The 22,889-nt window shown below is 71.3% G+C and carries 17 protein-coding genes and 1 pseudogene; 13 read left to right on the top strand and 5 right to left on the bottom strand.

Going from position 1 to position 22,889, the window contains the following annotated elements; translation table 11 throughout:
• Nucleotides 1-937 (bottom strand): FAD-dependent monooxygenase (locus tag ACW62_RS11095; RefSeq protein ID WP_205629285.1); only part of this gene is annotated, 937 nt, incomplete at its 3' end.
• Nucleotides 938-1,025: 88 nt separating this feature from the next.
• Here ACW62_RS11095 and ACW62_RS11100 point away from each other — a divergent pair.
• On the top strand, nt 1,026-1,769 hold the full coding sequence (locus tag ACW62_RS11100) for an IclR family transcriptional regulator (RefSeq protein WP_053204169.1): 744 nt from the start codon (nt 1,026-1,028) through the stop codon (nt 1,767-1,769).
• A gap of 18 nt (nt 1,770-1,787) precedes the next feature.
• Here ACW62_RS11100 and ACW62_RS11105 read toward each other — a convergent pair whose 3' ends face one another.
• Both ACW62_RS11105 and ACW62_RS11110 read right to left on the bottom strand, forming a co-directional pair.
• Nucleotides 1,788-2,393 (bottom strand): M15 family metallopeptidase, encoded by a 606-nt coding sequence (locus ACW62_RS11105; protein ID WP_053204170.1) that lies wholly within the window; start codon nt 2,391-2,393, stop codon nt 1,788-1,790.
• Between the two features lie 79 nt (nt 2,394-2,472).
• Nucleotides 2,473-4,032, bottom strand: coding sequence for an MFS transporter (locus ACW62_RS11110; RefSeq protein ID WP_205629286.1), 1,560 nt, complete (start codon nt 4,030-4,032; stop codon nt 2,473-2,475).
• A gap of 130 nt (nt 4,033-4,162) precedes the next feature.
• Here ACW62_RS11110 and pdxR point away from each other — a divergent pair, with 130 nt between their 5' ends.
• On the top strand, nt 4,163-5,551 hold the full coding sequence (gene pdxR, locus ACW62_RS11115; RefSeq protein WP_205629287.1) for a MocR-like pyridoxine biosynthesis transcription factor PdxR: 1,389 nt from the start codon (nt 4,163-4,165) through the stop codon (nt 5,549-5,551).
• A 31-nt stretch (nt 5,552-5,582) separates the two neighbouring features.
• Here pdxR and ACW62_RS11120 read toward each other — a convergent pair whose 3' ends face one another.
• Nucleotides 5,583-6,374, bottom strand: a complete 792-nt coding sequence (locus tag ACW62_RS11120) for a carbon-nitrogen hydrolase family protein (RefSeq protein ID WP_053204172.1) — start codon at nt 6,372-6,374, stop codon at nt 5,583-5,585.
• 138 nt (nt 6,375-6,512) lie between these two features.
• Between ACW62_RS11120 and ACW62_RS35185 the strand changes: the two genes are divergently transcribed.
• From ACW62_RS35185 to ACW62_RS11140, 4 genes and pseudogenes are all read left to right on the top strand, one after another.
• The gene (locus tag ACW62_RS35185) at nt 6,513-7,049 is read left to right on the top strand and encodes an RICIN domain-containing protein (RefSeq protein WP_053204173.1); all 537 of its coding nucleotides are present in this window, start codon (nt 6,513-6,515) and stop codon (nt 7,047-7,049) included.
• 88 nt (nt 7,050-7,137) lie between these two features.
• The gene (locus ACW62_RS11130; RefSeq protein WP_053204174.1) at nt 7,138-8,004 is read left to right on the top strand and encodes an SDR family NAD(P)-dependent oxidoreductase; all 867 of its coding nucleotides are present in this window, start codon (nt 7,138-7,140) and stop codon (nt 8,002-8,004) included.
• A gap of 392 nt (nt 8,005-8,396) precedes the next feature.
• Nucleotides 8,397-9,790, top strand: a pseudogene (locus ACW62_RS11135) (IS256 family transposase).
• A 288-nt stretch (nt 9,791-10,078) separates the two neighbouring features.
• The gene (locus tag ACW62_RS11140; protein WP_053204175.1) at nt 10,079-12,403 is read left to right on the top strand and encodes an arylsulfatase; all 2,325 of its coding nucleotides are present in this window, start codon (nt 10,079-10,081) and stop codon (nt 12,401-12,403) included.
• A 17-nt stretch (nt 12,404-12,420) separates the two neighbouring features.
• Here the strand turns inward: ACW62_RS11140 and ACW62_RS11145 are convergent, their stop codons facing one another.
• Complete coding sequence (locus ACW62_RS11145; protein ID WP_053204176.1) at nt 12,421-13,071, bottom strand: TetR family transcriptional regulator; 651 nt, start codon at nt 13,069-13,071, stop codon at nt 12,421-12,423.
• Between the two features lie 104 nt (nt 13,072-13,175).
• Here ACW62_RS11145 and ACW62_RS11150 point away from each other — a divergent pair, with 104 nt between their 5' ends.
• The 7 genes from ACW62_RS11150 to ACW62_RS11180 all read left to right on the top strand — a co-directional run bounded on the left by ACW62_RS11150 (nt 13,176) and on the right by ACW62_RS11180 (nt 22,885).
• Nucleotides 13,176-14,297, top strand: coding sequence for a ferredoxin reductase (locus tag ACW62_RS11150; RefSeq protein WP_205629288.1), 1,122 nt, complete (start codon nt 13,176-13,178; stop codon nt 14,295-14,297).
• 141 nt (nt 14,298-14,438) lie between these two features.
• Complete coding sequence (locus tag ACW62_RS11155; protein WP_053204345.1) at nt 14,439-15,575, top strand: fatty acid desaturase family protein; 1,137 nt, start codon at nt 14,439-14,441, stop codon at nt 15,573-15,575.
• A gap of 80 nt (nt 15,576-15,655) precedes the next feature.
• On the top strand, nt 15,656-16,960 hold the full coding sequence (locus ACW62_RS11160) for a guanine deaminase (RefSeq protein WP_053204177.1): 1,305 nt from the start codon (nt 15,656-15,658) through the stop codon (nt 16,958-16,960).
• Between the two features lie 163 nt (nt 16,961-17,123).
• Nucleotides 17,124-18,545 (top strand): xanthine dehydrogenase small subunit, encoded by a 1,422-nt coding sequence (locus ACW62_RS11165; RefSeq protein ID WP_053204178.1) that lies wholly within the window; start codon nt 17,124-17,126, stop codon nt 18,543-18,545.
• The gene (gene xdhB / locus ACW62_RS11170) at nt 18,542-20,842 is read left to right on the top strand and encodes a xanthine dehydrogenase molybdopterin binding subunit (RefSeq protein WP_053204179.1); all 2,301 of its coding nucleotides are present in this window, start codon (nt 18,542-18,544) and stop codon (nt 20,840-20,842) included. The genes ACW62_RS11165 and xdhB overlap by 4 nt, the downstream gene beginning before the upstream one ends.
• Nucleotides 20,839-21,660, top strand: coding sequence for a xanthine dehydrogenase accessory protein XdhC (gene xdhC / locus ACW62_RS11175; RefSeq protein ID WP_053204180.1), 822 nt, complete (start codon nt 20,839-20,841; stop codon nt 21,658-21,660). Before xdhB ends, xdhC begins: the two co-directional genes overlap by 4 nt.
• Nucleotides 21,647-22,885, top strand: a complete 1,239-nt coding sequence (locus ACW62_RS11180; protein ID WP_157574675.1) for a DUF6986 family protein — start codon at nt 21,647-21,649, stop codon at nt 22,883-22,885. Before xdhC ends, ACW62_RS11180 begins: the two co-directional genes overlap by 14 nt.
• Nucleotides 22,886-22,889: the final 4 nt, after the last annotated feature.

Consider the following 22,889-nt stretch of genomic DNA (forward strand, 5'->3'; position numbering starts at 1 on the left):
TGGACCCTCGCGGCACCATCGGATGGGCCGCGTCACCCAGCAGGGTCAGCCGCCCGCGGCTCCAGAACGGGAGCGGATCCTGGTCGACCATCGGATACTCGAGGATCTGCTCGGACTGCCCGAGGAGCTTCGGCACGTCGAGCCAGTCGAAGCGCCAGTCGGCGAACCGGTCGGCGAAGTCCGTCAGGCGTCCCCGGCTCTGCCAGTCCCGCTCGCCCCGCCGCGGCATCTCGATCTCCGCGACCCAGTTGACCAGTTGGAGGCCACCGGGCAGGCCGTTGCGGATGGGGTAGGTGACCAGCTTGCCGGGCTGGAGCCAGCCGGCGCGGACCATCGTGGCGCCGCTCAGGAAGCGCGGGTGGGCGGCCACTCCCCGCCACATCATCACCCCGGAGTAGCGCGCGGGTCCTTCGTCCGGATGCAGCGTCTTGCGGATCACCGAGTGAATCCCGTCGCAGCCGACGACGGACTCGGCGACGACCGGGTCGAGCGGGTCGCCGTTGTCATCGGCGAACTCCAGCTCGACGCGGTCGCCGACCTCCCGGACCCGTTCGAGGCGGCTGTTCGTCACGATGGCGTCGGAGCCGCACCGGCGCCGTACCGCGTCCACCAGGACGGACTGCAGGTCGCCGCGGTGGATGGAGAACTGCGGGTGGTCGTGCCCCGCCCACCGGCCGGCCGGCTCGGTGAAGATGTGCTGACCGAAACGGTTGAAGAAGGACGCCTCGCGCGTCAGCACCGCCCGATCCGTGAGCTGCTCCTCGAGCCCGAGCCCGGCCAGGACCGCCGAGGCATGCGGCAGCACGTTGATCCCGACGCCCAAGGGCTGCAGGCGAGGCGCCGCCTCGTAGATCCGGCTCCGGATGCCGTGCCGCTCCAACTCCAGCGCCAGCACCAGACCCCCGATGCCGCCGCCGATTATGGAAACGGTTCTCACGCGTCCTCCCAGCTCGTCTCGTCCAGCGTGCGGCTCAGGCTACTGACGTGTTTCCGGCATGCGGGCAAGACTGCTAGGATTTCCCGCCATGCGGGAAACGCTCACGTCCGTCGTCAACGCCGTCCGCCTCGTACGACTGCTCGCCGAACGTGGTCACCTGCGGGTCACGGAGGCGAGCAAGGCCCTGGGAATCAGCACGTCCACCAGCCATCGACTGCTCACGACGCTGGAGGACGAGGGGTTCGTCGAACGCGATCGCGTCACCAAGGACTACCGACTGGGCCGGGTGCTGGTCGAGATCGGCCTTGCGGCCCTGGGCGATCTCGACATCCGCCGGTCCGCGCACCATCACATGGCGCGACTCGCCGCCCGGCTGGACGAGACGGTGCACCTGCTGGTGCTCCAGGGGGCCGGGGCACGGTTCATCGACGGTGTCGAGAGTCAGCAGTTGATCCGCGTGACGATACGGACGGGCACGCTGCTGCCGGCGCACGCGACCTCCGGTGGGAAGGTGCTCCTGGCCGAGATGCCGCGCAAGGAACTGGAACGGCTGCTCAGCGCCGACCTGCCGACCGTCACCGACCAGACCATCCACGCCCTCCCTGACCTGGTCGAGGAGTTCGAGGAGATCCGAAGGCTCGGCTACGCCCTCAACCGCGGTGAGAGCGACCAGGCGCTACGCGCCATCGCGGTACCGATCCGCGACGGCGCCGGTCGCGCCGTGGCCAGCATCGCCATCAGCGTGCCCACCGCCCGCGGCAAGATCAGCCGGCTTCGTGGTTTCGTCGAGCCGCTCCAGCAGACCGCCGCGGCCATCTCCAAGGATCTGTGAGCCGGCCGCGGGCGTCGCTCAGGATGCGCTGTCGGAGCGGGACGGCGGGCAGCTGTCGCCGGGTTCCACCGTCAGCTCGTAGTGCCAGATCTCGTTGGCGTAGGTCTGGCACAGTCCGTAGTCGGAGCCGTAGCGGCTCATCCAGTACGCGGCGTCGGTCGGCCCGACGTCCACGGCGTCGCCGGTGACGTGCGCCGACTCGTCGGGGGTCGACACCCAGCGCAGCGCTTCCTCGCGGCTGCCGTGTTCGTCGATCGCCTGGTCGAGGAGCCGGTTCTGGTAGTCGGGGTCGCGCCAGCCGCTGTTGAGCTGGATCGTGATGCCGTCCTCGGCCGCGTCGTGGGTGGCGTCCCGCAAGGCGGCGAGAAGGTCCGGGTCGAGGTTGGCGACGGCCGGCTCGTCGGTGTCCGCGACGGTCACGACGCGGTCTCCGATGTCCCCGTCGTCGGCGACGCTGCGGTTCCGCCCGGGCTCGTCCGAGGCCACGGTGCGCCCGGACGTCACGGGATCCGCGGGATCGCCGCCGCAGGCGGTGAGGGCGAGCAGGCTAGCCACAGCGGCGAACGCCAAGGCCCGGGCCGGGATCGTTGCCTTCGGGTCGAACGAGGGGGTTGAGATCGTCATGCTCGGCACGCTACGAACGGCCGCCGGCCCGGGTCCTCCGTCCCAGGTGCCGAAGCAGAGTCCCCGAGGACAAGAAACCTCACCGCGAGGACGAGGCGGTGGCCAGCTCGAGGACCGGGTGGATGGCCACCATCCCCGCGGCCGTCGCGATCACCATCTCCAGGTAGTGCCGGACGAACCTCCGCCTCGAGACGCTCGTGCGGCAGGCCGCGCGGACGACCGGGGTCGGATTCCGGATCGCGAGCAGAGCGACCACGGCCGCCACGGTGGCGACGGCGGACGCGAGAGCGAGCCCGTGGGTGATTCCGGTCCGGCTGGTGCCGGCGATGCTCGCCGCGGCGAGGCTGGACGTGGCAGCCACACCGAGGGCGGCGCCGAACTCGTGGAAGGTGCTCAGGATGCCCGAGGCGATGCCGGCCTCGTGCTGCCCGGCCCGGGAGAGGGCGATGGTGGAGGCGCCGGCGAACACGGCGCCGAGCCCGACCGCGGCCACGCTCATCCCGGCCACGATCACCCCCGTGCCGGCGAGCACCACGGGCAGCGCGGTGCCGGCCGCGGCCACCAGCAGGCCGGCCGCGGACACCGGGCCGGGGCCGCGACTGCCGACCAGCCGGGCCGCGAGGTTGGCGCCGGCGACGGTGCCGAGCGCGACGGGCAGGAACATCAGGCTGGTGGCCAGCGCGCCGTACCCGCGGACGTGCTGCAGCGCGAACGTGCCGAGGAAGAACACCGAGATCATCAGCGCCGTGGCCACCATGATCAGGAACGTGCCGGTCGCGACCGAACGTCGCGCCAGCAACGCGGGGTCGATCAGCGGCGCGGCCGCTGCCCGCTGATGGGCGGCGAACCCCAGGGAGAGGGCGACGGCGACCGTGGCCGGCAGCAGGGTCGGCACGGCCAGCCAGCCGTGCTCGCCCGCGTTGGTCAGCCCGTACGCCGCGCTCGCCGCGGCGGCGGTCACCAGCAGCGCGCCGGCCGGGTCCAGTCGTCGCGTTCCGGCCGCGGCCGGGCGGTCGTCGCCGAGCCACCGGGCGAGCACCAGCAGGAGCACCACGCCGATCGGGACGTTGACGTAGAACACCCATGCCCAGCCGGGACCCGCGGTCAGCACCCCACCCAGGAGCACGCCGAGCGCCGCACCCGCGCCGCTCAGTGACGACCAGATGCCCAGCGCCTTGGTGCGCTCCTCCCCGTCGAACAGCCTGACCGCCAGCGAGAGGGCCGCCGGCGAGAGCAGGGCCGCGCCGAGCCCCTGCGCCGCCCGGCCGCCGATCAGGCTGCCGGGGCCGTCGGACAGCCCGATGACCAGCGACGCCGCGGTGAAGATGCCCAGTCCGGCCAGCACCACGGTTCGGCTCCCGAGCAGGTCGCTGAGGCGGCCGCCCAGGAGCAGCAGGCCGCCGAAGGTCAGCGTGTACGCGCTCACCACCCAGGTCAGTGACGACCGGCTCAAGCCGAGATCGGCGCCCAGCTGGGGCAGCGCGATCACCACCACCGTCACGTCGAGGATCACCATCAGCTGCGCCACGCCCAGCAGCGCCAGCATCCGCCACCGCCTCGACACGGGCCCGGCCATCGACCCTGACCCCGATGCCGTCGGCTGGCCGGCCGGATTGGCCGCCGTCGCGTTCCCGGTCATCGCCTGCCTTCTTCGACGTCGAACGGGCAGCTCGCGTCGATCACGTCCGCCACCGTAGGGGCGGGCCGGACCGCTGATAAGATCCAGTTCGATGACCGCTAAAGGGTCCACTTCGCCCGACCTGTTGCTCATGCTCGATCGGTCCCGCCCGCGCTCCTTGCGGGTGCAGATCGAGGCCGAGCTGCGCCGGGCGATCCGGGCCGGTCGGCTGCAGCCGGGATCGGCGTTGCCGTCGACCCGGGCGCTCGCGGTCGACCTCGGTGTCACGCGGGGTGTCGTCGTCGACGCGTACGATCAGCTGACCGCCGAGGGATACCTGCTGTCGCGGCCGGGCTCCGGAACCGTGGTGAGCCCGGCGACCGCTCGCCCGGCGAGCAGCCCGCCCACCGTCCCGGCTGACGCCGGTGTCGACGTCGACTTCTATGCCGGCGAGTCCGATCTCGACGGGTTCCCCCGTTCCGCCTGGGCCAGGGCCACCCGTACCGCGCTGCAGACCATGCCGACCAGCGAGCTCGCGTACGGCCACGTCCAGGGCATCCCGTCACTGCGACACGAACTCGCCGACTACCTGGGCCGGGTGCGCGGAGTCGACGCCGCGCCCGAGCACATCCTGGTCGGGCACGGGTTCAACCACGTCTTCGGTCTCGTCAGCAGGGTGCTCCGCGACTCCGGGCGGACGATCTTCGCGGTGGAGGACCCGGGCTACGATCGCGCCCGCGCCGGGCTCGAGTCGCTCGGCATCGCCTACCGCGGTGTCGACGTCGACGACAACGGCCTCGTGGTCGACCAGCTCCGCGCCACGGGCGCCCGGGTCGTCGTCGTGACACCGGCCCACCAGCACCCCACCGGGGTCGTTCTCACGCCCGAACGCCGGCATGAGCTGGTCGACTGGGCCCAGTCCGTCGACGGGTACGTGATCGAGGACGACTACGACGCGGAGTACCGCTACGACCGGCGCCCCGTCGGGGCGGTGCAGGGACTGGCGCCGGACCGGGTCATCCACGCCGGGACGACGTCGAAGGCGCTGGCGCCGGGCGTCCGGCTGGGCTGGCTGGTGCTTCCCCCTGCCCTCGTCGACCGCGTGGCCGATCACCGTCGCACCACCGACGGATCGACGTCGGGCATTCTCCAAGCCACGTTCGCATCGTTCCTGGGCAACGGCGATCTCGACCGCCACCTGCGGCGGATGCGTCGCGTCTATCGACAGCGCCGGGACGGACTGGTCGCCGCGCTGGCCCGGTGGCTGCCCGAGCTGACCCCGAGCGGGGCGGCCGCGGGACTCCACGTCCTGGTCCGGCTACCACCTCAGGCGGACGAGTCCGAGGTCGTCGATCGAACCCTGGCGGCGGGCGTCCGGGTCTACCCGCTCGCGCAGTACCGGCCACCGCACGGTCGTCCGCTTCCGCCGGCCCTCGTGCTGGGCTACGGCTCCGTCACGCCGCAGCAGTCCGATCACGGGGTGCGGGTGCTCGCGACGACGCTCGAGGAGGCGTTGCGCACGAGATCGGGACGCCGCTGAAGGACCGGGCGCCGCACCCGGGGGATCCCGCTCACAGGGTTCGGCGCACGCGTGGGCCCAGGGATCGACGCCGGTCCCTCCACATGCGCTGGTCTTCCCGGGTCCGAGCGACCAGCGCCGGGTCGATCTCGGCCATCGCCACACCCTCCTCGGCGCCGAGTCGGACGATGGGCCGGCCGAGCGGATCGTAGACCGCCGACCCGCCGATGAAGTCGCTCGGAGCGCCGACGAGGCCGCTGAACACGACGTACATCCCGTTGTCCAGCGCGCGGGCGGCCTTGTGCAGGTCCCGGCGATGACCGCCGCCGGGAAAGTAGGCGCCGCTGTTGACATAGACGATGGCACCGCCCGCGGCGGCGGCAGCGGCGTGCTCCGGGAAGTTGGCGTCGTAACAGACCGACAGTGCGAACTCGACCCCGTCGAGGCGGAAGCCGGCCCCGTTGTCCCCGGCCGTGAACACGGGGGTTTCCAGGTGGAAGAGGTGCTGCTTGTCGTACGCGGGCCAGGGCGCGTGGTCCGCCGAGAGGACGAGACTCGTGAGCGTCCTGCGGTCACCTCGATCCAGCGCGCTGTTGAGCACGACCACCACCCCGGTGGCGTCGACGACCGCTTGCACCGGAGCGAGCCACGCCGGCTCGTCGAGCGTGGGAAGCCCGCCCGTGAAGACCGTCGGGTCGTACCCCGTCGAGACGGCCTCCGGCAGGACCACGAGCTCGGCGCCCCCGTCGACGGCCTGGCCGACCCAGCGCGCCGCCACCTCCATGTTCCGGGAGACGTCGCCCGGCACGGCCTCGAACTGCACTGCGGCGACCCGCACACCCATCGGGACAGCATGACACCCGGCGACAGGGCATGAAGCCGGCGTGACGCCGATGCGACGTCACGTCCGGGTTGTCTGCCCTCGTCAGAGCTCACGGAACCACAAAGGCGGACCCGAAACATGAGATCAGGAAACCAGTGGATGACGTCCCCGGCGCGCGGTCGAGGGCGCACCCGGATCGTCATCGTCGTCCTTGTCGCGATCTTCGCCGCGGCCATGTCAACGGCCAGCGCGGCCGCCCGGCCCATTGACGTCCCCGTCCAGCCGAGCGACGTGGTCGCCCCGTCGGGGGTCTATATTCCGCCGGGCACCCCGGGGCCGTTCAGGATCCGGAACCCCACGACGGATATGTGCCTGGATTCCAACAGTACGTACATCTATTACGGAAAATGCAACTCCTCGGATGCAGGGCAGAAATGGGGTTGGTGGAACGGTGGATGGCTGATCAGCCTCCAGACGGGGAAGTGCGTCGCCCCCTACGGGGACTGGCTCCCGCCGTACCTCTCGCTAGGCTCCTGCTGGCCGGAGCCCAAGAGTCTGCAATGGGTCCATCAGAACCAGGCGATCAAGAACGAGCTCAATGGAAACTGCGTCCATGCGGGGCCTGAAGGCAACATCGTGTTCACGCAATCGTGCTCGACGTCGCAATTCCAGGCGTGGTCAGTGACGTACTGGTAAGTGGGCGGTCCGGTGGCGATGTCACAGCCTTGCCGGTCCATCTCGTCTGGGGGTTGAGAGTCAACCCCCAGAGAGATTCGGAGCAACGATGAGCAAGGTGTGGTTCGTCACCGGTTCGTCCCGCGGCCTGGGTCGCGAGTTCGTCGAGGCGGCCCTGTCCCGCGGTGACAAGGTGGCAGCGACCGCCCGGAACAGCGCGACCCTGAAGGATCTGGTCGCCGCCCACGGCGATGCGGTGCTCCCGCTCGACCTGGACGTCACCGACAGGGTCGCCGTGTTCGCGGGCGTACGGCGGGCCGCCGAGCACTTCGGCCGTCTCGACGTCGTCGTCAACAACGCCGGCTACGCCCTGGTCGGCGCGGTCGAGGAACTGGCCGAGCAGCAACTGCGGAACGTGCTGGAGACCAATCTGTTCGGCGCGCTGCGGGTCGTCCAGGCAGCGCTGCCGTACCTGCGCGCGCAGGGCAGCGGGCACGTCATCCAGATCTCGTCCATGGCCGGCCTGTTCTCGGCGCCACTCGGCGGCGGATACCACGCGTCGAAGTGGGCGCTGGAGGGCCTGATCGACTCCCTCGCGCAGGAGGTCGGCCCGTTCGGCATCAAGGTGACGGTGGTCGCGCCGGGCGGCTTCGCCACCAGGCGTGGCGGGGAGAAGCCCGATCCGCTCACCGACGGCGACCAGGCCGAGCGCAACCCGATCTACGACGGCATCCGTGAGCGCATCGCCGCGTTCGTGGACAAGTCGCCCGGCGGCGACCCGGCGGCCGCGGCCCGGGCGCTGCTCACGATCGTCGACGCCGAGAACCCGCCATTGCGGGTGTTCTTCGGCCCGCAGGGCTATCAGATCGTCCAGAAGGTCTACGCCGACCGGCTCCAGACCTGGGCCGACTGGCAGGAGCTCGCCGTCGAAGCCCACGGCAAGGCCGAACACGACCTCGGGCCCACCGAGGTCTGAGCACTTCTGTGACCCACGGCATAGGCCGCTCCCGTCAGCAATCGGGGCGCCGTCCCGGGGGTCGTGCTCTGGGTGTGTCGAGGACGGTTTCTGCCATCGAGGACGGCTTTCGCTGGTGAGGACGGCGGGGCGGGTCCTGGTCTGGGGTGACGTCCTGGTCTGTGGTTGCGCTTTATGGCGGGGTTCGGGGCTGGTGGCGTGACTGGGGACCAGGACGTGACGGCAGACCAGGACGTCGGCGCTACCAACCTGGGTGTGAGGCGCGTCCTGGGTGTGAGGCGCGCTTTCGGGCTCGAAATGGGTGTTCGGCGCGCGTGAGACCCAGGACGCGCCTCACGCCCGGGCGTGTCAGATGGTCTGTGTAAGCGGTCGGTCCTACCGAAGGGGCCATCATGACCGCTGTGACCAATGGGACTGGCGTGACGAGGGACAAGAAGGGCGCTGCGGCGCGGCGGGCTGACCGGGCGGATCTGCCGGGTTCGAGGGCCGCGGCCGAGCTGGCCGGGTCCGGAGCGCTGGACGAGTTGTTCGCGAAGATCGATGCTGGCGAGATCGAGTTGACCGGCGACGGCGGGTTCATCCCGGGTTTGATCAGGGCCACCCTCGAGCGCGGTCTGCAGGCCGAGCTGACCGAGCACCTGGGGTATGAGAAGGGCGACCCGGACGCGGCGCAGTTCCCGAACAGCCGCAACGGGTCGACGCCGAAGACGGTCGCTACCCAGACCGGTGACGTCGACCTCGCGATCCCACGCGACCGCGACGGCGTGTTCGTGCCGCGGCTGGTCCCGAGGGGCAGCCGCCGGCTGGGCGGGCTCGACGAGATGATCATCTCGCTGTATGCGGGCGGGATGACGGTCCGCGACATCGAGCACCACCTCGCGACCACGATCGGCACCGAGCTGTCGGCCGAGACGATCAGCAACATCACCGACCAGGTCGCCGACGAGGTGCTGGCCTGGCAGCAGCGGCCGCTGGACGCGCTCTACCCGGTGATCTACCTCGACGCCATCATCGTGAAGGTCCGCGACGGCGCGCACGTGGTCAACAAGGCCGCCCACATCGCCGTCGGCGTCGACATGGACGGCATCAAGCACGTGCTCGGGATCTGGCTCCAGCACAGCGAGGGCGCGAAGTTCTGGGCCGGGGTGTGCGCCGACCTGGCCAACCGCGGGATCCGCGACGTGCTCATCGTGTGCTGCGACGGACTGGCCGGGCCCCCGGAGGCGATCGAGGCGACCTGGGCGGCAGCCACCGTCCAGACCTGCGTGGTCCACCTGATCCGCGCCTCGATGCGGTTCGTCGGCTACGGCGACCGCAAGGCCGTCGCCGCGGCGCTCAAGCCGGTCTACACCGCCGCCGGCGCCGATGCCGCCCGGACCGCGTTCGAGACCTTCCGCGACACCGCGTTGGGCCGCAAGTATCCTCACGCGGTCGCGACCTGGGAGAACGCCTGGGAGCGGTTCATCCCGTTCTGGCGTTCCCGCCCCAGCTGCGCCGGGTCATCTACACCACCAACTCGATCGAGTCGCTGAACTACCAGCTACGCAAGATCATCAAGAATCGCGGCCACTTCCCCAACGACGACGCCGTGATCAAGCTGCTGTGGCTGGCGATCTGCAACATCGAGGACAAACGAGCCCGGCAACGCGCCAAAGAACGCGGCATCCCCGCCGACCAACGCAAGGCACCCGGCCGACTCGTCGAGGGCCAGATCGTCACGAACTGGAAACAGGCCCTGGCCCAACTCGCCATCGCCTACCCCGACCGCATCAACCCCCACCTATAAACCGCTCACGAGAGAAGAACAACCGGCTCCTTACACAGAAACTTGACAGGCTCACGGCCAACGTGTGGACCCCGGCGAACGCGGCAGACCCGGGCGCACGGTCGGCCAGCCAGCGAGAAGCCCGGCCCGACCGGGCCGGTCGGCAGCACCGGCAGCAGCGGCCGCCGGGCGAAGGCAGTCTCACCCCGATCGGGTGGTGAAAGGAACGTCCCGGCGACCGAACGATGGATGGACCCGACATCGGCCGGTCGACGAGCGGCGTACTCGCCGGAGAGGAGCCCCCCAATCATGGCTGACAAGGACTTCAACGGGGTGATCAACCTCGATGTCCGCGACTCCGTGCCCGACTGGGGCCCGTACACGCTGCCGACGGCGCCCGAGGACGCACCCAACGTGCTGGTCGTCCTCTACGACGACACGGGGATGGCGTCCTGGTCGCCGTATGGCGGGCGGATCAACATGCCGACCCTGCAGCGGCTGGCGGACAACGGGCTGACCTATACGCAGTGGCACACCACGGCGTTGTGCTCGCCGACGCGTTCCTGCCTGCTCACCGGCCGCAACCACACGATGAACGCGATCGCGAACATCATGGAAGGCGCGAACGGCTTCCCGGGGAACTCCGGCCGGATCCCGGCCGAGTGCGCCACCGTCGGCCACGTCCTGCAGGACAACGGCTACAGCACCTTCTGGCTGGGCAAGAATCACAACGTTCCCGAGCAGGACAACTGCAGCGGTGGCAGCCGGTCGCAATGGCCGCTGCAAATGGGCTTCGACCGGTTCTACGGCTTCCTCGGCGGCGAGACCAACAACTGGTACCCCGACCTGTGCGAGGACAACCACTACATCGAGCAGCCCTACACGCCGGAAGAGGGCTATCACCTGTCCAAGGATCTCGCCGACCAGGGCATCAAGATGCTCCGTGACCAGCAGGCGTCGAATCCGTCGAAGCCCTGGTACATGTGGTTCTGCCCAGGGGCCAACCACGCGCCGCACCACGCCCCGAAGGAGTACATCGAGAAGTACCGGGGCAGGTTCGACGACGGGTACGAGGCGTACCGCGAATGGGTGCTCGCCCGGATGGTCGAGCGTGGCGTGCTGCCGGCCGGTACCGAGCTGACGCCCGTCAACCCGATGGCGGACGACGCGGCCAACCCGGCCGATGTCGTGCGTCCGTGGGATTCGCTCAGCGACGACGAGAAGAGACTGTTCGCCCGCATGGCCGAGGTGTTCGCCGGGTTCTCCGAGTACACCGACGCCCAAGTGGGCCGCATCGTGGACTACCTGGAAGAGACCGGCCAGCTGGACAACACCATCATCTTCTACTGCGCCGACAACGGGGCGTCGGGGGAGGGATCGCCGGACGGATCGGTGAACGAGAACAAGTTCTTCAACAACTACCCCGACGACATCGACGAGAACCTGGCGCAGTTGGAGAACCTCGGCAGCCCGGAGACCTACAACCACTACCCGACCGGTTGGGCCGTGGCCTTCAGCACGCCGTTCCAGATGTTCAAGCGGTACTCGCAGTACTCCGGCGGGACGTGCGACCCGATGGTGATCCACTGGCCTCAAGGTATCGAGGCGCGCGGCGAGATCCGCCACCAGTACCACCACGCGACCGACGTGGTGCCGACGGTCCTGGACGTGGCCGGCCTGGAGATGCCGGACACCTACCGCGGGGTTCGCCAGCACCCGCTGGCCGGCGTGTCGATGCGCTACAGCTTCGACGCGCCCGACGCGCCGACGCGGAAGCGGCGCCAGTACTACAACATGCTCGGCACCCGCGGCATCTGGCAGGACGGCTGGAAGGCGTCGGCCGTGCATGCCCCGTTGACCAGCAAAGGGCACTTCGACCAGGACGAGTGGGAGCTCTATCACGTCGACGAGGACCGCTCCGAGTCGAAGGATCTGGCGGCGGAGCACCCCGAGAAGCTGCGGGAGTTGATCGGCGTCTGGTTCGAGGAGGCCGAGGCCAACAACGGGCTGCCGCTGGACGACCGCACGGCGATGGAGCAGCTGACCATCGAACGGCCACAGGCCGAGCCGCCGCGGACCCGCTACGTCTACTACCCGGGCAGCAGCGCCGTCCCCGAGGGCGTGGCGGTCAACGTCCGCGGCCGGTCATTCAAGATCATCGCGGACGTCGACCTCACCGAGGGCGCTGAGGGCGTGATCTTCGCCCACGGCTCCCGGTTCGGCGGTCACGCCCTGTTCCTCCAGGACGGGAGACTGCACTACGTGTACAACTTCCTGGGCATCCCGCCGGAGCAGGCCTTCCGGTCCGACCCGCTCACCCCCGGCCCGCACGCGCTGGGCATGGCGTTCACCCGGGAGGCGGCGGGCCCGCACAAGGAATCGGTCGGCACCACCCGGCTGTACGTCGACGACCAGGTGGTCGCCGAGGGGCCGATGCGGGCCCAGGTCGGCAAGTTCACCCTCTGCGGTGACGGCCTCTGTGTCGGCTTCGACAGCGCCGACGCGGTGAGCCGCGGCTACCGGGCGCCGTTCACCTTCACCGGCGGCAAGATCCTCGGCGTCGGCGTCGACATCAGCGACGAGAGCTACCTCGACCTCGAAACGGAGGCGATGGCGGCGCTGGCCCGGGACTGACGCGCGCCGGCCCGGGATCACCGATCGTCGTCACGCCGGGCCGCGGAGCGCCAGTCGCGGAAGCCGATGACGATGACCCGCATCTCGCGGCGGGCGCCGTCCTTGATCCGTTCTTCGAGGTCGGGACGTCCGTCGGGCAGGTCCGCGACCTCTTCGGCGTGGGAGACCATGTTCCGCACGAACAGCCGCGCGACCATCTGCACGTCCTCGCTGCTCCAGGTCTCGATGTGCGGCAGCCGCGCGAGCACGATCGCCAGCTCGCTGACGAACAGGTCGAGTTCGTGCTGGATCGCCCGGCGGACGGCCGGCGATCCGCCGACGCGTTCCCGGGCGACGAAGTCGAAGTGCGCGCGGTTCTGCTTGACGGCGTCGACGAGGATCTCCGCGGACGCGTCGATGATGTGGTCGAAGACGTGCGGGTCGCGCTGTGCGTCGCGGATCATCCGCCGCAGCGTCGCGAACGACTGCTCGACCAACGCCAGGCCGAGTTGTTCCATCGAGTCGAAGTGGCGGTAGAACGCCGTCGGCACGACGCCCGCCCGGCCGGCGACCTGCCGCAGGCTGATCTGCGCGAACCCGTAGCGGCGGCTCAGCTCGAGAGCGGCGTGCAGCAGCGCCTCGTGGGTGCGTTCCTTCTGAGCTTGTCGGGCGGCGGCCTGGGCGGGCATGACGCCGAGCTTAGGGCGTGTCGCCGGTGTACGCGTGTTCTCCTCGTGCGCGAGGTCACACGGCGTTCCCATTGTCTTTCGCCCGCGCTCGGCCCACGATTTGAGTGCACGCGTGTTCACTGAGCGAGGAGGCCGCGATCAGCGTCATCCGCAGGCTGCTCGGCTCGCGCGCCGTGGCGGCGCTGACCTCACCGCACTCGGTCGACCACTACCTCGAGTATCTGCATCCGATGCTCACGGTCGCACTCGTCCGCGCCCGGGTCGTCGAGGTGATCCGCGACACCGCGCAGGCGAGCACGGTCGTGCTGCGCCCGAACGGGGCCTGGGACGGCTTCGCCGCGGGGCAGCACGTGCAGTTCGGGGTCGAGGTCGACGGCACCCGGCGGATTCGCTGCTTCTCCGTGTCCAGCTCGGCCGCTCGCGCCGATGGCACCTTCAGCGTGTCGGTCAAGGCGCATCCGGACGGCTATGTCTCGCAGTTCGTGCACCGTGACCTCCGGCCGGGCACCATCGTCCGGCTCTCCCAGGCCGGCGGCGAGTTCGTCCTGCCCGCCCGGGTTCCCGACGACCTGTTGCTGCTCAGCGGCGGCAGCGGCATCACGCCGCTCATGTCGATGCTGCGCACGCTGCGCGACACCGGGCACCGCGGCCGGGTGACGTTCCTGCACTATGCCCGCTCCCGGGCGGACGAGATGTTCACCGCCGAGCTCGACCAGCTGGCCGGCGCCGAGTTCGCGCACCTGCACCGCGTCTACACCCGCGAGCCCGGCCGCGGCGGCGAGCTCACCGGACGGTTCACCCCCGAGCACCTCGAGCGGCTCGGCGTCGACCCCGCCGCCACGCTCGGCTACGTCTGCGGGCCGGCCGGGCTCATCGCGACCGTCCGGGACACCTATGAGCGCCTCGGCGCCGGCGCGATGCTCCGCACCGAGCACTTCAAGGTGCCCGCGGTCGACACCGACGCGGCCGACGCCACCGGGGCGCTGACGTTCGACGAGAGCGACGTCGTGGTCGACAACGACGGCGGCACCATCCTGCGGCAGGCCGAGGCGGCCGGCCTGCGCCCGGACTTCGGCTGCCGGATGGGCGTCTGCAACACCTGCGCGGTCAAGAAGAACCACGGCGCCGTACGCCACGTCATCAGCGGCGACGTGAGCGCCAACACCGACGAGACGATCAAGATCTGCGTGAACGTCCCCGTCGGTGACGTGAGCATGGCCCTGTGACGGGCGACGGAGAGGACACCGATGTTCGGCAAGCGCAAGCCCGCACCGATCGAGCCGTTGAGCGCCTCCAGCCACGACGAGGCGCCGAAGCCGCTGGTCGGCGCCGACGCTGAGAAGCGGTCCCCGATCGGCCTGGACTACATGAGCTACGAACAGCTCGAGGAGTTCGGCAACGAGCTCGACACCGTCCGCCGGCGCGTCCTCGACGATCTCGGCCAGACCGACGCCGACTACATCCGCCGGGTCATCAAGGTCCAGCGCGCCTTCGAGGTCCTCGGGCGCATCGGGCTGTTCTTCCCGTTCTTCTGGCCGGTGTTCGTCGCCGGCATCGCGCTGCTCGCGCTGGCCAAGATCCTGGAGAACATGGAGATCGGGCACAACGTCATGCACGGCCAGTACGACTGGATGAACGACCCGATGGTCGACGGCAAGCGGTACGAGTGGGACATCGTCGCGCCCGCGCAGGACTGGAAGCACGGTCACAACTACGTCCACCACACGTACACGAACATCCACGGCATGGACCGCGACATCGGCTACAACCTGTTCCGCATCGACAAGGACCAACCCTGGTACCCCAGCCACCGCTTCAACCTGCCGCTGGCATTCGGGCTCATGCTGGTCTTCGAGTGGGGCGTGATGTACCACGGCGTCGAGCTCGACGAGTACCTCGCGGGCAGGCTGCCGAAGGACGAGTTCCAGGCCCGCAAGAAGCGGGCGCTGCGCAAGATCGGCCGCCAGCTGCTCAAGGACTACCTGCTCTTCCCCGCGCTCACGCTGCCGCTGGTGCCGTTCACCTCGTGGTGGGTGCCGCTGGCGGTCCTGGGCGGCAACGCCATCGCCAACGTCATCCGCAACATCTGGGCGTTCAACGTCATCTTCTGCGGCCACTTCCCGGCCGACGTGGAGACGTTCGCCAAGGAGGACGCCGAGAACGAGACGCGCGGCCAGTGGTACCTGCGCCAGCTGCTCGGCTCGGCCAACATCAGCGGGAGCCGGCTGTTCCACCTGCTGACCGGCAACCTCAGCCACCAGATCGAGCATCACCTGTTCCCCGACATCCCGGCCCGCCGCTATCCCGAAGTGGCCCGGGACGTGCGCCGCCTGGTCGAGAAGTACGGGCTGCAGTACAACACCGGGCGGTTGTCCAAGCAGCTGCTCAGCGTCGCCCGGCAGCTGGCCACCCTCGCCGTCCGGCCGGACGATCCCTACCAGCGCGGCAACAGCCCGGAGTCCAAGGCCCTGCGCCGGGCCCGGCGCGAGCGGCAGGCGGCCTGACGCTCTGCACGCGTAGTGCCTGCCATGATGGGGGAGCGTCGCCGCGCAGGTCCCCTCGCCGCGAACGCGAGGGGGTACGCATGACGATCTTCCGCGGGGCGGTGTTCGACACTCCGGAGAGCCCGTTCGCCGGCGGACGGCTGCGTGCGTCCTCGGACGAGGGCATCGTGGTGCGCGACGGGGTCATCGAGGCGCGCGGGCCGTTCACCGAGCTGCGCGGCGCCCACCGGGACGACGACGTCGTCGCGCTGGACGGTGGGCTGCTGCTCCCGGGGTTCGTCGACACGCACGTGCACTTCCCGCAGGTGCGGGTCATCGGCGGGATCGGCCTGCCGCTGCTGGAGTGGCTGGAGCGCCGGGCGCTGCCGGAGGAGGGCCGCCTGGCGGACCCGGCGTACGCGGCGCGGGTGGCGGCGGATTTCGTGTCCGGGCTGGTGGCCGCGGGTACCACGGCCGCGATGGTGTTCGGGTCGCACTTCCAGGCAGCGGTCGACGCGCTCTTCGAGTCGGCGGCCACGGCCGGGCTACGGGTGACCAGTGGGCTCGTCGTCAGCGATCGGAACCTGCCCGCGGAGCTGCTCAGCACGCCGGAGCGGGCCTACGAGGAGAGCGCCGGGGCCGCGCGTCGCTGGCACGGCGTCGGGCGGGCCCGGTACGCCGTCACGCCGCGCTTCTCGCTGTCGTCCAGCGACGCGCTCCTCGCGGCCTGTGCGGCCGTGCTCGACGACGTCCCCGGCGCGTTCTTCACGTCGCACGTCAACGAGAACCTCCAGGAGATCGAGCAGGTCACCCGGCTCTTCCAGCTGAGCACGTACGTCGCCACCTACGATCGGCACGGACTCCTCGGCCGGCGCAGCGTGCTCGCGCACAACGTCCACCCGGGTGACGACGAGCTCGCGACGCTGGCCGCGCGGACCGCGTCGATCGCGCACTGCCCGACCAGCAACGCCGCGCTGGGGAGCGGTCTCTTCCCGCTGGCCCGGCACGTCCATCAGGGCGTCCGGGTGGCCCTCGGTTCGGACGTCGGGGCCGGCTCCGGCTTCTCGCTGCTGAAGGAGGGCCTGCAGGCGTACTACACGCAGCAGCAGCTCGGTGCGGACGGTTATGCGCTCTGGCCCGCCCACCTGCTCCACCTGGCGACGTCGGCCGGCGCCGCCGCGCTCGACCTGCCCGACGTGGGTCACCTCTCCGTCGGGCAGCGGTTCGACGCGGTATGGCTGCGGCCGGCGCCGGGCTCGACGTACGACGTGGCGTTGCGGCACGCGAGCGGGCCGGACGACGCGCTGGGCAAGACCTTCACGCTCGGCACGACGGCCGACGTCGCCGGGGTGTGGATCGACGGCGAGCCCGTGCGGCTCGTTGACCGGCGGCGACCCACGGGCTAGCGTGGATCGCATGAGGACGTCGCCGTCGGTTCCGGGTGACGTTCGCGCGCGCGTGCATTCGACCGCGTGGACTCGAGGCCGTATCGCCCACGGCGTCTAGCCGACCTCCAAACCGCCGATCACACCCATCGAACGATGGGGCGATACGACTTTGGAGTGCCGTATGGCCGAGATCATGGTCAATGGCCGGTCACATGACCTGACCGGTGTTCCACCACACACCAACGCCCTCGACTTCTTCCGTGCCTGCGGTCTGACGGGCGCCAAGGAGGGGTGCGCCGAGGGCGAGTGCGGCGCCTGCGCGGTGCTGGTCGCGCGGCCCGCCGCCGACGGCTCGGGGACCGCCGAATGGACCGCGATCAACTCCTGTCTCGCGCCGGCGGCGGCGCTGGACGGCCAGGAGGTCGTCACGTCCGAAGGCCTCGGCACGCCGGACGCGCTGCACCCGGTCCAGCGGGAGCTGGCGGTGCGCGGCGGCTCGCAGTGCGGGTACTGCACGCCCGGCTTCGTCTGCGCGATGGGCGCGGAGTACTACCGGACGGATCGGGCGCCGGCCGGAGCCGGCGGCCGCTACCACGGCGCGAACGGCTTCGACCTGCATGCGATCGGCGGCAACCTGTGTCGCTGCACGGGCTATCGGCCGATCAAGGACGCCGCCTTCGCGCTCGGCTTCCCGGCGCCCGACGACGTCATGGCGCAGCGTCGCGAGCAGGCCGCGCCGGCCGCGGTGGCCACGACGCTCGGCGGCGACGAGGCGGCATTCGTCCGGCCCGCGAGCCTGGCCGACGCGCTGCGCCTGCTCCGCGAGCACCCGGGCGCCGTGATCGTCGCGGGCAGCACGGACTGGGGCGTCGACGTGAACGTGCGTGGCCATCGGGCCGGGCTGGTGGTCGCGGTCGACCGGCTGCCGGAGCTGCGCGGCTTCTCGGTGACCGATGCCGAGCTGCGCATCGGCGCGGCGCTGACCTTGACCGAGGTCGACACGCGACTGGCCGGGCGACTCCCGCTGGTGTCCGCGATGATCGCGCGGTTCGCGTCGCGGCTGATCCGCAACAGCGCCACGCTCGGCGGCAATCTCGGCACCGGCTCGCCGATCGGCGACGCGCCGCCGGCGCTGCTCGCCCTGGACGCCGCCGTGGTGCTGGCCTCGGCAGAGGGGACACGGACGCTGCCGCTGGCCGACTACTTCACCGGCTACCGGGAGTCGAAGCGCCGTCCGGACGAGCTGATCACCGAGGTGGTCGTGCCCCGGCCGGTGAGCGAGCTGACGGCGTTCCACAAGATCGCCAAACGGCCGTTCGACGACATCTCCTCGGTGGCGGCCGCCTTCGCCCTCGACGTCGCCGCCGGCGTGGTCCGGCGGGCGCGCGTCGGGCTCGGCGGGGTGGCCGCGACGCCGATCAGGGCGCTCGCGACCGAGGCCGCACTGGAGGGGCGCCCGTGGACCGCCGAAACCGCCGACGCGGCCGCGGCGGTGCTGGCGGCCGAGGGCACGCCGATCTCGGACCAGCGGGCGAGCGCGGCCTATCGGTCGGCGATGCTCGGGCAATCGATCCGCAAGCTGTTCGCGGAGGTGACACCATGACGACCATCGCCAGTCCGGTGGGCAGCCCGCTCAGCCGGCGGCCGGACGACGCCGTCGTCGGGACGCCGCTGCCGCACGAGAGCGCGGCCCTGCACGTCACCGGTCAGGCGCTCTACACCGACGACCTGGTCGGCCGCACCAGCAACGTGCTGCACGCGCACCCGGTGCAGGCGCCGCACGCCCACGCGACGATCACGAGCCTCGACGTCGCCGCGGCCTACGACGTGCCCGGCGTCGTCCGCGTGCTCACCGCCGCGGACGTTCCCGGCACCAACGACGCCGGCGTCAAGCACGACGAGCCACTGTTCCCGTCCGAGGTCATGTACCACGGCCACGCGATCTGCTGGGTGCTCGGCGAGTCCCTCGAAGCCGCCCGGCTGGGGGCGGCGGCGGTGGCGGCGACGTACGCGCCGCTGCCCGCGCTGCTCACCGTCGAGGAGGCGATCGAGGCGGAGAGCTTCCAGGGCGCGCGCCCGACGCTCGCCCGCGGCGACTCCGCGGCCGGGCTGGGGCGAGCGTCCCGCGTCTTCGCGGGTGTGACGTCGTTCGCGGGGCAGGAACACTTCTATCTGGAGACGCACTGCTCGCTGGCGCTGGTCGACGAGGGCGGCCAGGTCTTCGTCCAGTCGAGCACCCAGCACCCGACCGAGACGCAGGAGATCGTCGCGCACGTGCTCGGCGTCCCGAGCCACGCCGTCACGGTCCAGTGCCTGCGCATGGGCGGCGGCTTCGGCGGCAAGGAGATGCAGCCGCACGGGCTGGCCGCCGTGGCTGCCCTGGGCGCGACGCTCACCGGGCGGCCGGTGCGGCTGCGGCTGACCCGGGCCCAGGACATGACGATGACCGGCAAGCGGCACGGCTTCCACGCGACCTGGCAGGCGGGGTTCGACGCCGACGGGCGGTTCACCGGGCTGGAGGCGACGCTGACGTCCGACGGCGGGTGGAGCCTCGACCTGTCCGAGCCGGTGCTGTCGCGGGCGATGTGCCACGTCGACAACGCGTACTGGATTCCCGACATCACCGTGCACGGCCGGATCGCGCGGACCCACAAGACCTCGCAGACCGCGTTCCGCGGCTTCGGCGGGCCGCAGGGCATGCTCGTGATCGAGGACATCATCGGCCGGTGCGCGCCCGCGCTGGGGTTCGACCCGGCCGAGCTGCGCCGCCGGAACTTCTACGTCGAGGGACAGACGACGCCGTACGGCCAGCCGGTGCGGCATCCGGGGCGGCTGGTGACGGCCTGGGAGCAGGTCAGCCGGACGTCGTCGCTGCCGGCCCGGCGCGCCGAGATCGACCGGTGGAACGCCGGCCGGCCGCACCGCAAGCGCGGCATCGCCATCACGCCGGTGAAGTTCGGCATCTCGTTCAACCACACGACGTTCAACCAGGGCGGCGCGCTGGTGCACGTCTACAAGGACGGGTCGGTGCTGGTCAGCCACGGTGGCACCGAGATGGGCCAGGGCCTGCACACCAAGATGCTGCAGGTCGCGGCGACGGCGCTGGGGGTGCCGCTGGAGCGGGTCCGGCTGGCGCCGACGCGCACGGACAAGGTGCCGAACACGTCCGCCACCGCGGCGTCGGCGGGCGCCGACCTGAACGGCGGCGCCGTCAAGAACGCCTGCGAGCAGATCCTGGCCCGCCTGACGCCGGTCCGCGACCTGGTACCCGACGCGTCGTGGAACGAGCTGGTCGCGACGGCGTACCGCGAGCGGGTCCAGCTCTGGGCCGCCGGCTTCTACCGGACCGAGGGGCTGCGCTGGGACGCCGCCACCATGACCGGTCATCCGTTCAAGTACTTCGCCTACGGCGCCGCGGTGACCGAGGTCGAGGTCGACGGGTTCACCGGGGCGAACACCACCCGGCGGGTCGACATCGTCCACGACGTCGGCGACAGCCTGTCGCCGCTGGTCGACCTCGGGCAGATCGAGGGCGGCTTCGTGCAGGGCGCCGGCTGGCTGACGCTGGAGGACCTGCGCTGGGACGTGTCCGACGGGCCGGGCCGGGGCCGGCTCGCCACCCAGGCGGCGTCGACCTACAAGCTGCCGTCGTTCTCGGAGCTGCCCGAGCGCTTCGACGTCGCCCTGCTGGACGAGGCGCACGAGGACGGCGTCGTCTACGGGTCCAAGGCGGTGGGGGAGCCGCCGCTGATGCTGGCGCTCAGCGTGCGCGAGGCGCTGCGCGACGCGTGCGCGGCGTTCGGCCCGGCCGGGCACTCGGTCGAACTCGCCTCGCCGGCCACGCCGGAGGCGGTCTACTGGGCCCTCTCCGCCGCCCGCGCCGCCGGGGGTGCGTCGTGACGACGTGGCTCGCGGGGGTGGCCGGGCTGCGGGCGGCACGGGAGCCCGGAGTGCTCGTGACCATCACGGGCGTGCGCGGCCACGCGCCGCGCGAGGCGGGCGCCAAGATGGTCGTCTCGGCATCGTCGAGCTGGGCGTCGATCGGCGGCGGCAACCTGGAGGCCGACGCCGTCACCCGGGCGCGCACCCTGCTGTCCGCCGGCGGCGTCGCGCCCGAGTCGTACACGGTGAGCCTGTCGGACAAGGCGCCCGGGCCGCACGGCGTCCAGTGCTGCGGCGGTGAGGTGACGGTGTTGCTGGAGCCGCTGCCGGTCGTGCCGGCCGTCGCGATCTTCGGGGTGGGCCACGTCGGCCTGGAGCTGGCCCGGATCCTGGCCCGGCACGACCTGGAGCTGCACCTGGTGGACTCGCGTGCGGAGTCGCTGTCCGACGCCGCCCTCGCGCCGCTGGCCGACGCGGTCGCGGCCGTGCACGCGCACCACATCCCGGTGATCCCCGAGCTGGTGCTGGCCGAGCTGCCACCCGGCACCCGCGTGCTGGTGCTGACGCACGACCACGCCGAGGACTTCGCGATCGTCGACGCCGCGCTGCGCTGCGACCATCTCGGCGGCATCGGGCTGATCGGATCGTCGGCGAAGTGGGCGCGGTTCCGGTCCCGGCTGCTGGAGTCGCTGCCGGCCGAGGTCGTGGACCGGGTGGAGACGCCGATCGGGCTCGCGGGCCTCTCGACGAGTAAGGACCCGGCCGCCATCGCGGTGTCGGTGGCCGCCGCGCTGCTGGCCGCGACCGAGCACGAGGAGACCCATGCCGGACGGTGAGGCGCGCGGCGTCGAGGAGCTGGCGGCGTCGTTGCTCGGCCAGTTCGACGCGCGGCTGGCGGCGGCGGACGCGGCGCTGGCCAGGGCGTATCCGGGGGCGCGGCCGGGGCGGCAGCCGGTGCACACGGTGTACGTCCCGGCGGACCGGCACACCGCCGGGCTGGTGCCGGCCTACGGCGCTGTCGCACTGGAACTGCTGGACGAGCACGCGGACCGGTTCGCGGCGATCGTCCGGGACCCCGACCTGGTGGCGCGGGTGCGGGACAAGCTCGCGGCCGAACCCGTCGAGGACCTCCGCGTCGACTTCGAGGACGGCTATGTCGGCCGGACCGACGCCGACGAGGACGCCGACGTCGTCCGTTCCGCCACGGCCCTGGTGCAGAGCAGGGCGACGGGCGAGGCGGCGCCGTTCGGCGGCATCCGGATCAAGAGCCTGGAGGCCGCGACCCGGGCCCGCGCCGTCCGGACCCTCACGTCGTACGTCGCGGCGCTGGCCGGAGCCGGCGCCGGCCTCGACGGCTGGGTCGTGACGCTGCCCAAGGTGACCAGCGTCGACCAGGTCGCGGCGATGGTGCATGCGTGCGAGGTGCTGGAGACCGGGCTGGGCCTGGAACCGGGCGCGCTGAGGTTCGAGGTGCAGGTCGAGACGCCGCAGTCGATCCTCGGACCCGACGGGACCGCGCTGGTGGCGCGGATGGTCCAGGCGGCCGGGGACCGGCTGACCGGGCTGCACTACGGCACCTACGACTACTCGGCCTACTGCGGGATCGCCGCCGAGCAGCAGTCGCTGGAGCATCCGGTGGCCGATCACGCGAAGCTGGTGATGCAGGCCGCCGCGGCCGGCACCGGCGTGCGGCTGTCCGACGGCTCCACCAACCTGCTCCCGGTCGGCGGCGCCGACGACGTCGCCGCGGCCTGGGCCAACCACCACCGCCTCGTCCGCCGGTCGCTGGCGCGCGGCTTCTACCAGGGCTGGGACCTGCACCCGGCGCAGTTGCCGACGCGGTACGCCGCGACCTACGCCTTCTACCGGGACGGACTGGCCCGCGCGACGGCCCGGCTGGCGGACTACACCCGCAACACCATGACCGGCATCGCCGACGAGCCGGCGACCGCCCGGGCGCTGGCCGCGTTCCTGCTGCGCGCCGTCGACTGCGGTGCCGTCGACGCGGCCGAGGTCGTCGACGCCGATGTCCTCCACACGCTGGCCAACCCGAGACGCTAGGAGC

It is taken from the genome of Jiangella muralis (assembly GCF_001270745.1).
GTDB classification, from domain to species: domain Bacteria; phylum Actinomycetota; class Actinomycetes; order Jiangellales; family Jiangellaceae; genus Jiangella; species Jiangella muralis.

Bases quoted from the DNA above. Each gene is read 5' to 3' on its own strand.
- ACW62_RS11145 (WP_053204176.1), bottom strand. From the start codon at position 13,071: ATGCCCGCCCAGGCCGCCGCCCGACAAGCTCAGAAGGAACGCACCCAC.
- ACW62_RS35185 (WP_053204173.1), top strand. From the start codon at position 6,513: ATGACGTCCCCGGCGCGCGGTCGAGGGCGCACCCGGATCGTCATCGTC.
- ACW62_RS11120 (WP_053204172.1), bottom strand. From the start codon at position 6,374: ATGGGTGTGCGGGTCGCCGCAGTGCAGTTCGAGGCCGTGCCGGGCGAC.
- ACW62_RS11155 (WP_053204345.1), top strand. From the start codon at position 14,439: ATGAGCTACGAACAGCTCGAGGAGTTCGGCAACGAGCTCGACACCGTC.
- ACW62_RS11105 (WP_053204170.1), bottom strand. From the start codon at position 2,393: ATGACGATCTCAACCCCCTCGTTCGACCCGAAGGCAACGATCCCGGCC.
- xdhB (WP_053204179.1), top strand. From the start codon at position 18,542: ATGACGACCATCGCCAGTCCGGTGGGCAGCCCGCTCAGCCGGCGGCCG.
- ACW62_RS11110 (WP_205629286.1), bottom strand. From the start codon at position 4,032: ATGACCGGGAACGCGACGGCGGCCAATCCGGCCGGCCAGCCGACGGCA.
- pdxR (WP_205629287.1), top strand. From the start codon at position 4,163: ATGCTCGATCGGTCCCGCCCGCGCTCCTTGCGGGTGCAGATCGAGGCC.
- ACW62_RS11165 (WP_053204178.1), top strand. From the start codon at position 17,124: ATGGCCGAGATCATGGTCAATGGCCGGTCACATGACCTGACCGGTGTT.
- ACW62_RS11160 (WP_053204177.1), top strand. From the start codon at position 15,656: ATGACGATCTTCCGCGGGGCGGTGTTCGACACTCCGGAGAGCCCGTTC.
- ACW62_RS11100 (WP_053204169.1), top strand. From the start codon at position 1,026: ATGCGGGAAACGCTCACGTCCGTCGTCAACGCCGTCCGCCTCGTACGA.
- ACW62_RS11180 (WP_157574675.1), top strand. From the start codon at position 21,647: ATGCCGGACGGTGAGGCGCGCGGCGTCGAGGAGCTGGCGGCGTCGTTG.
- ACW62_RS11140 (WP_053204175.1), top strand. From the start codon at position 10,079: ATGGCTGACAAGGACTTCAACGGGGTGATCAACCTCGATGTCCGCGAC.
- ACW62_RS11130 (WP_053204174.1), top strand. From the start codon at position 7,138: ATGAGCAAGGTGTGGTTCGTCACCGGTTCGTCCCGCGGCCTGGGTCGC.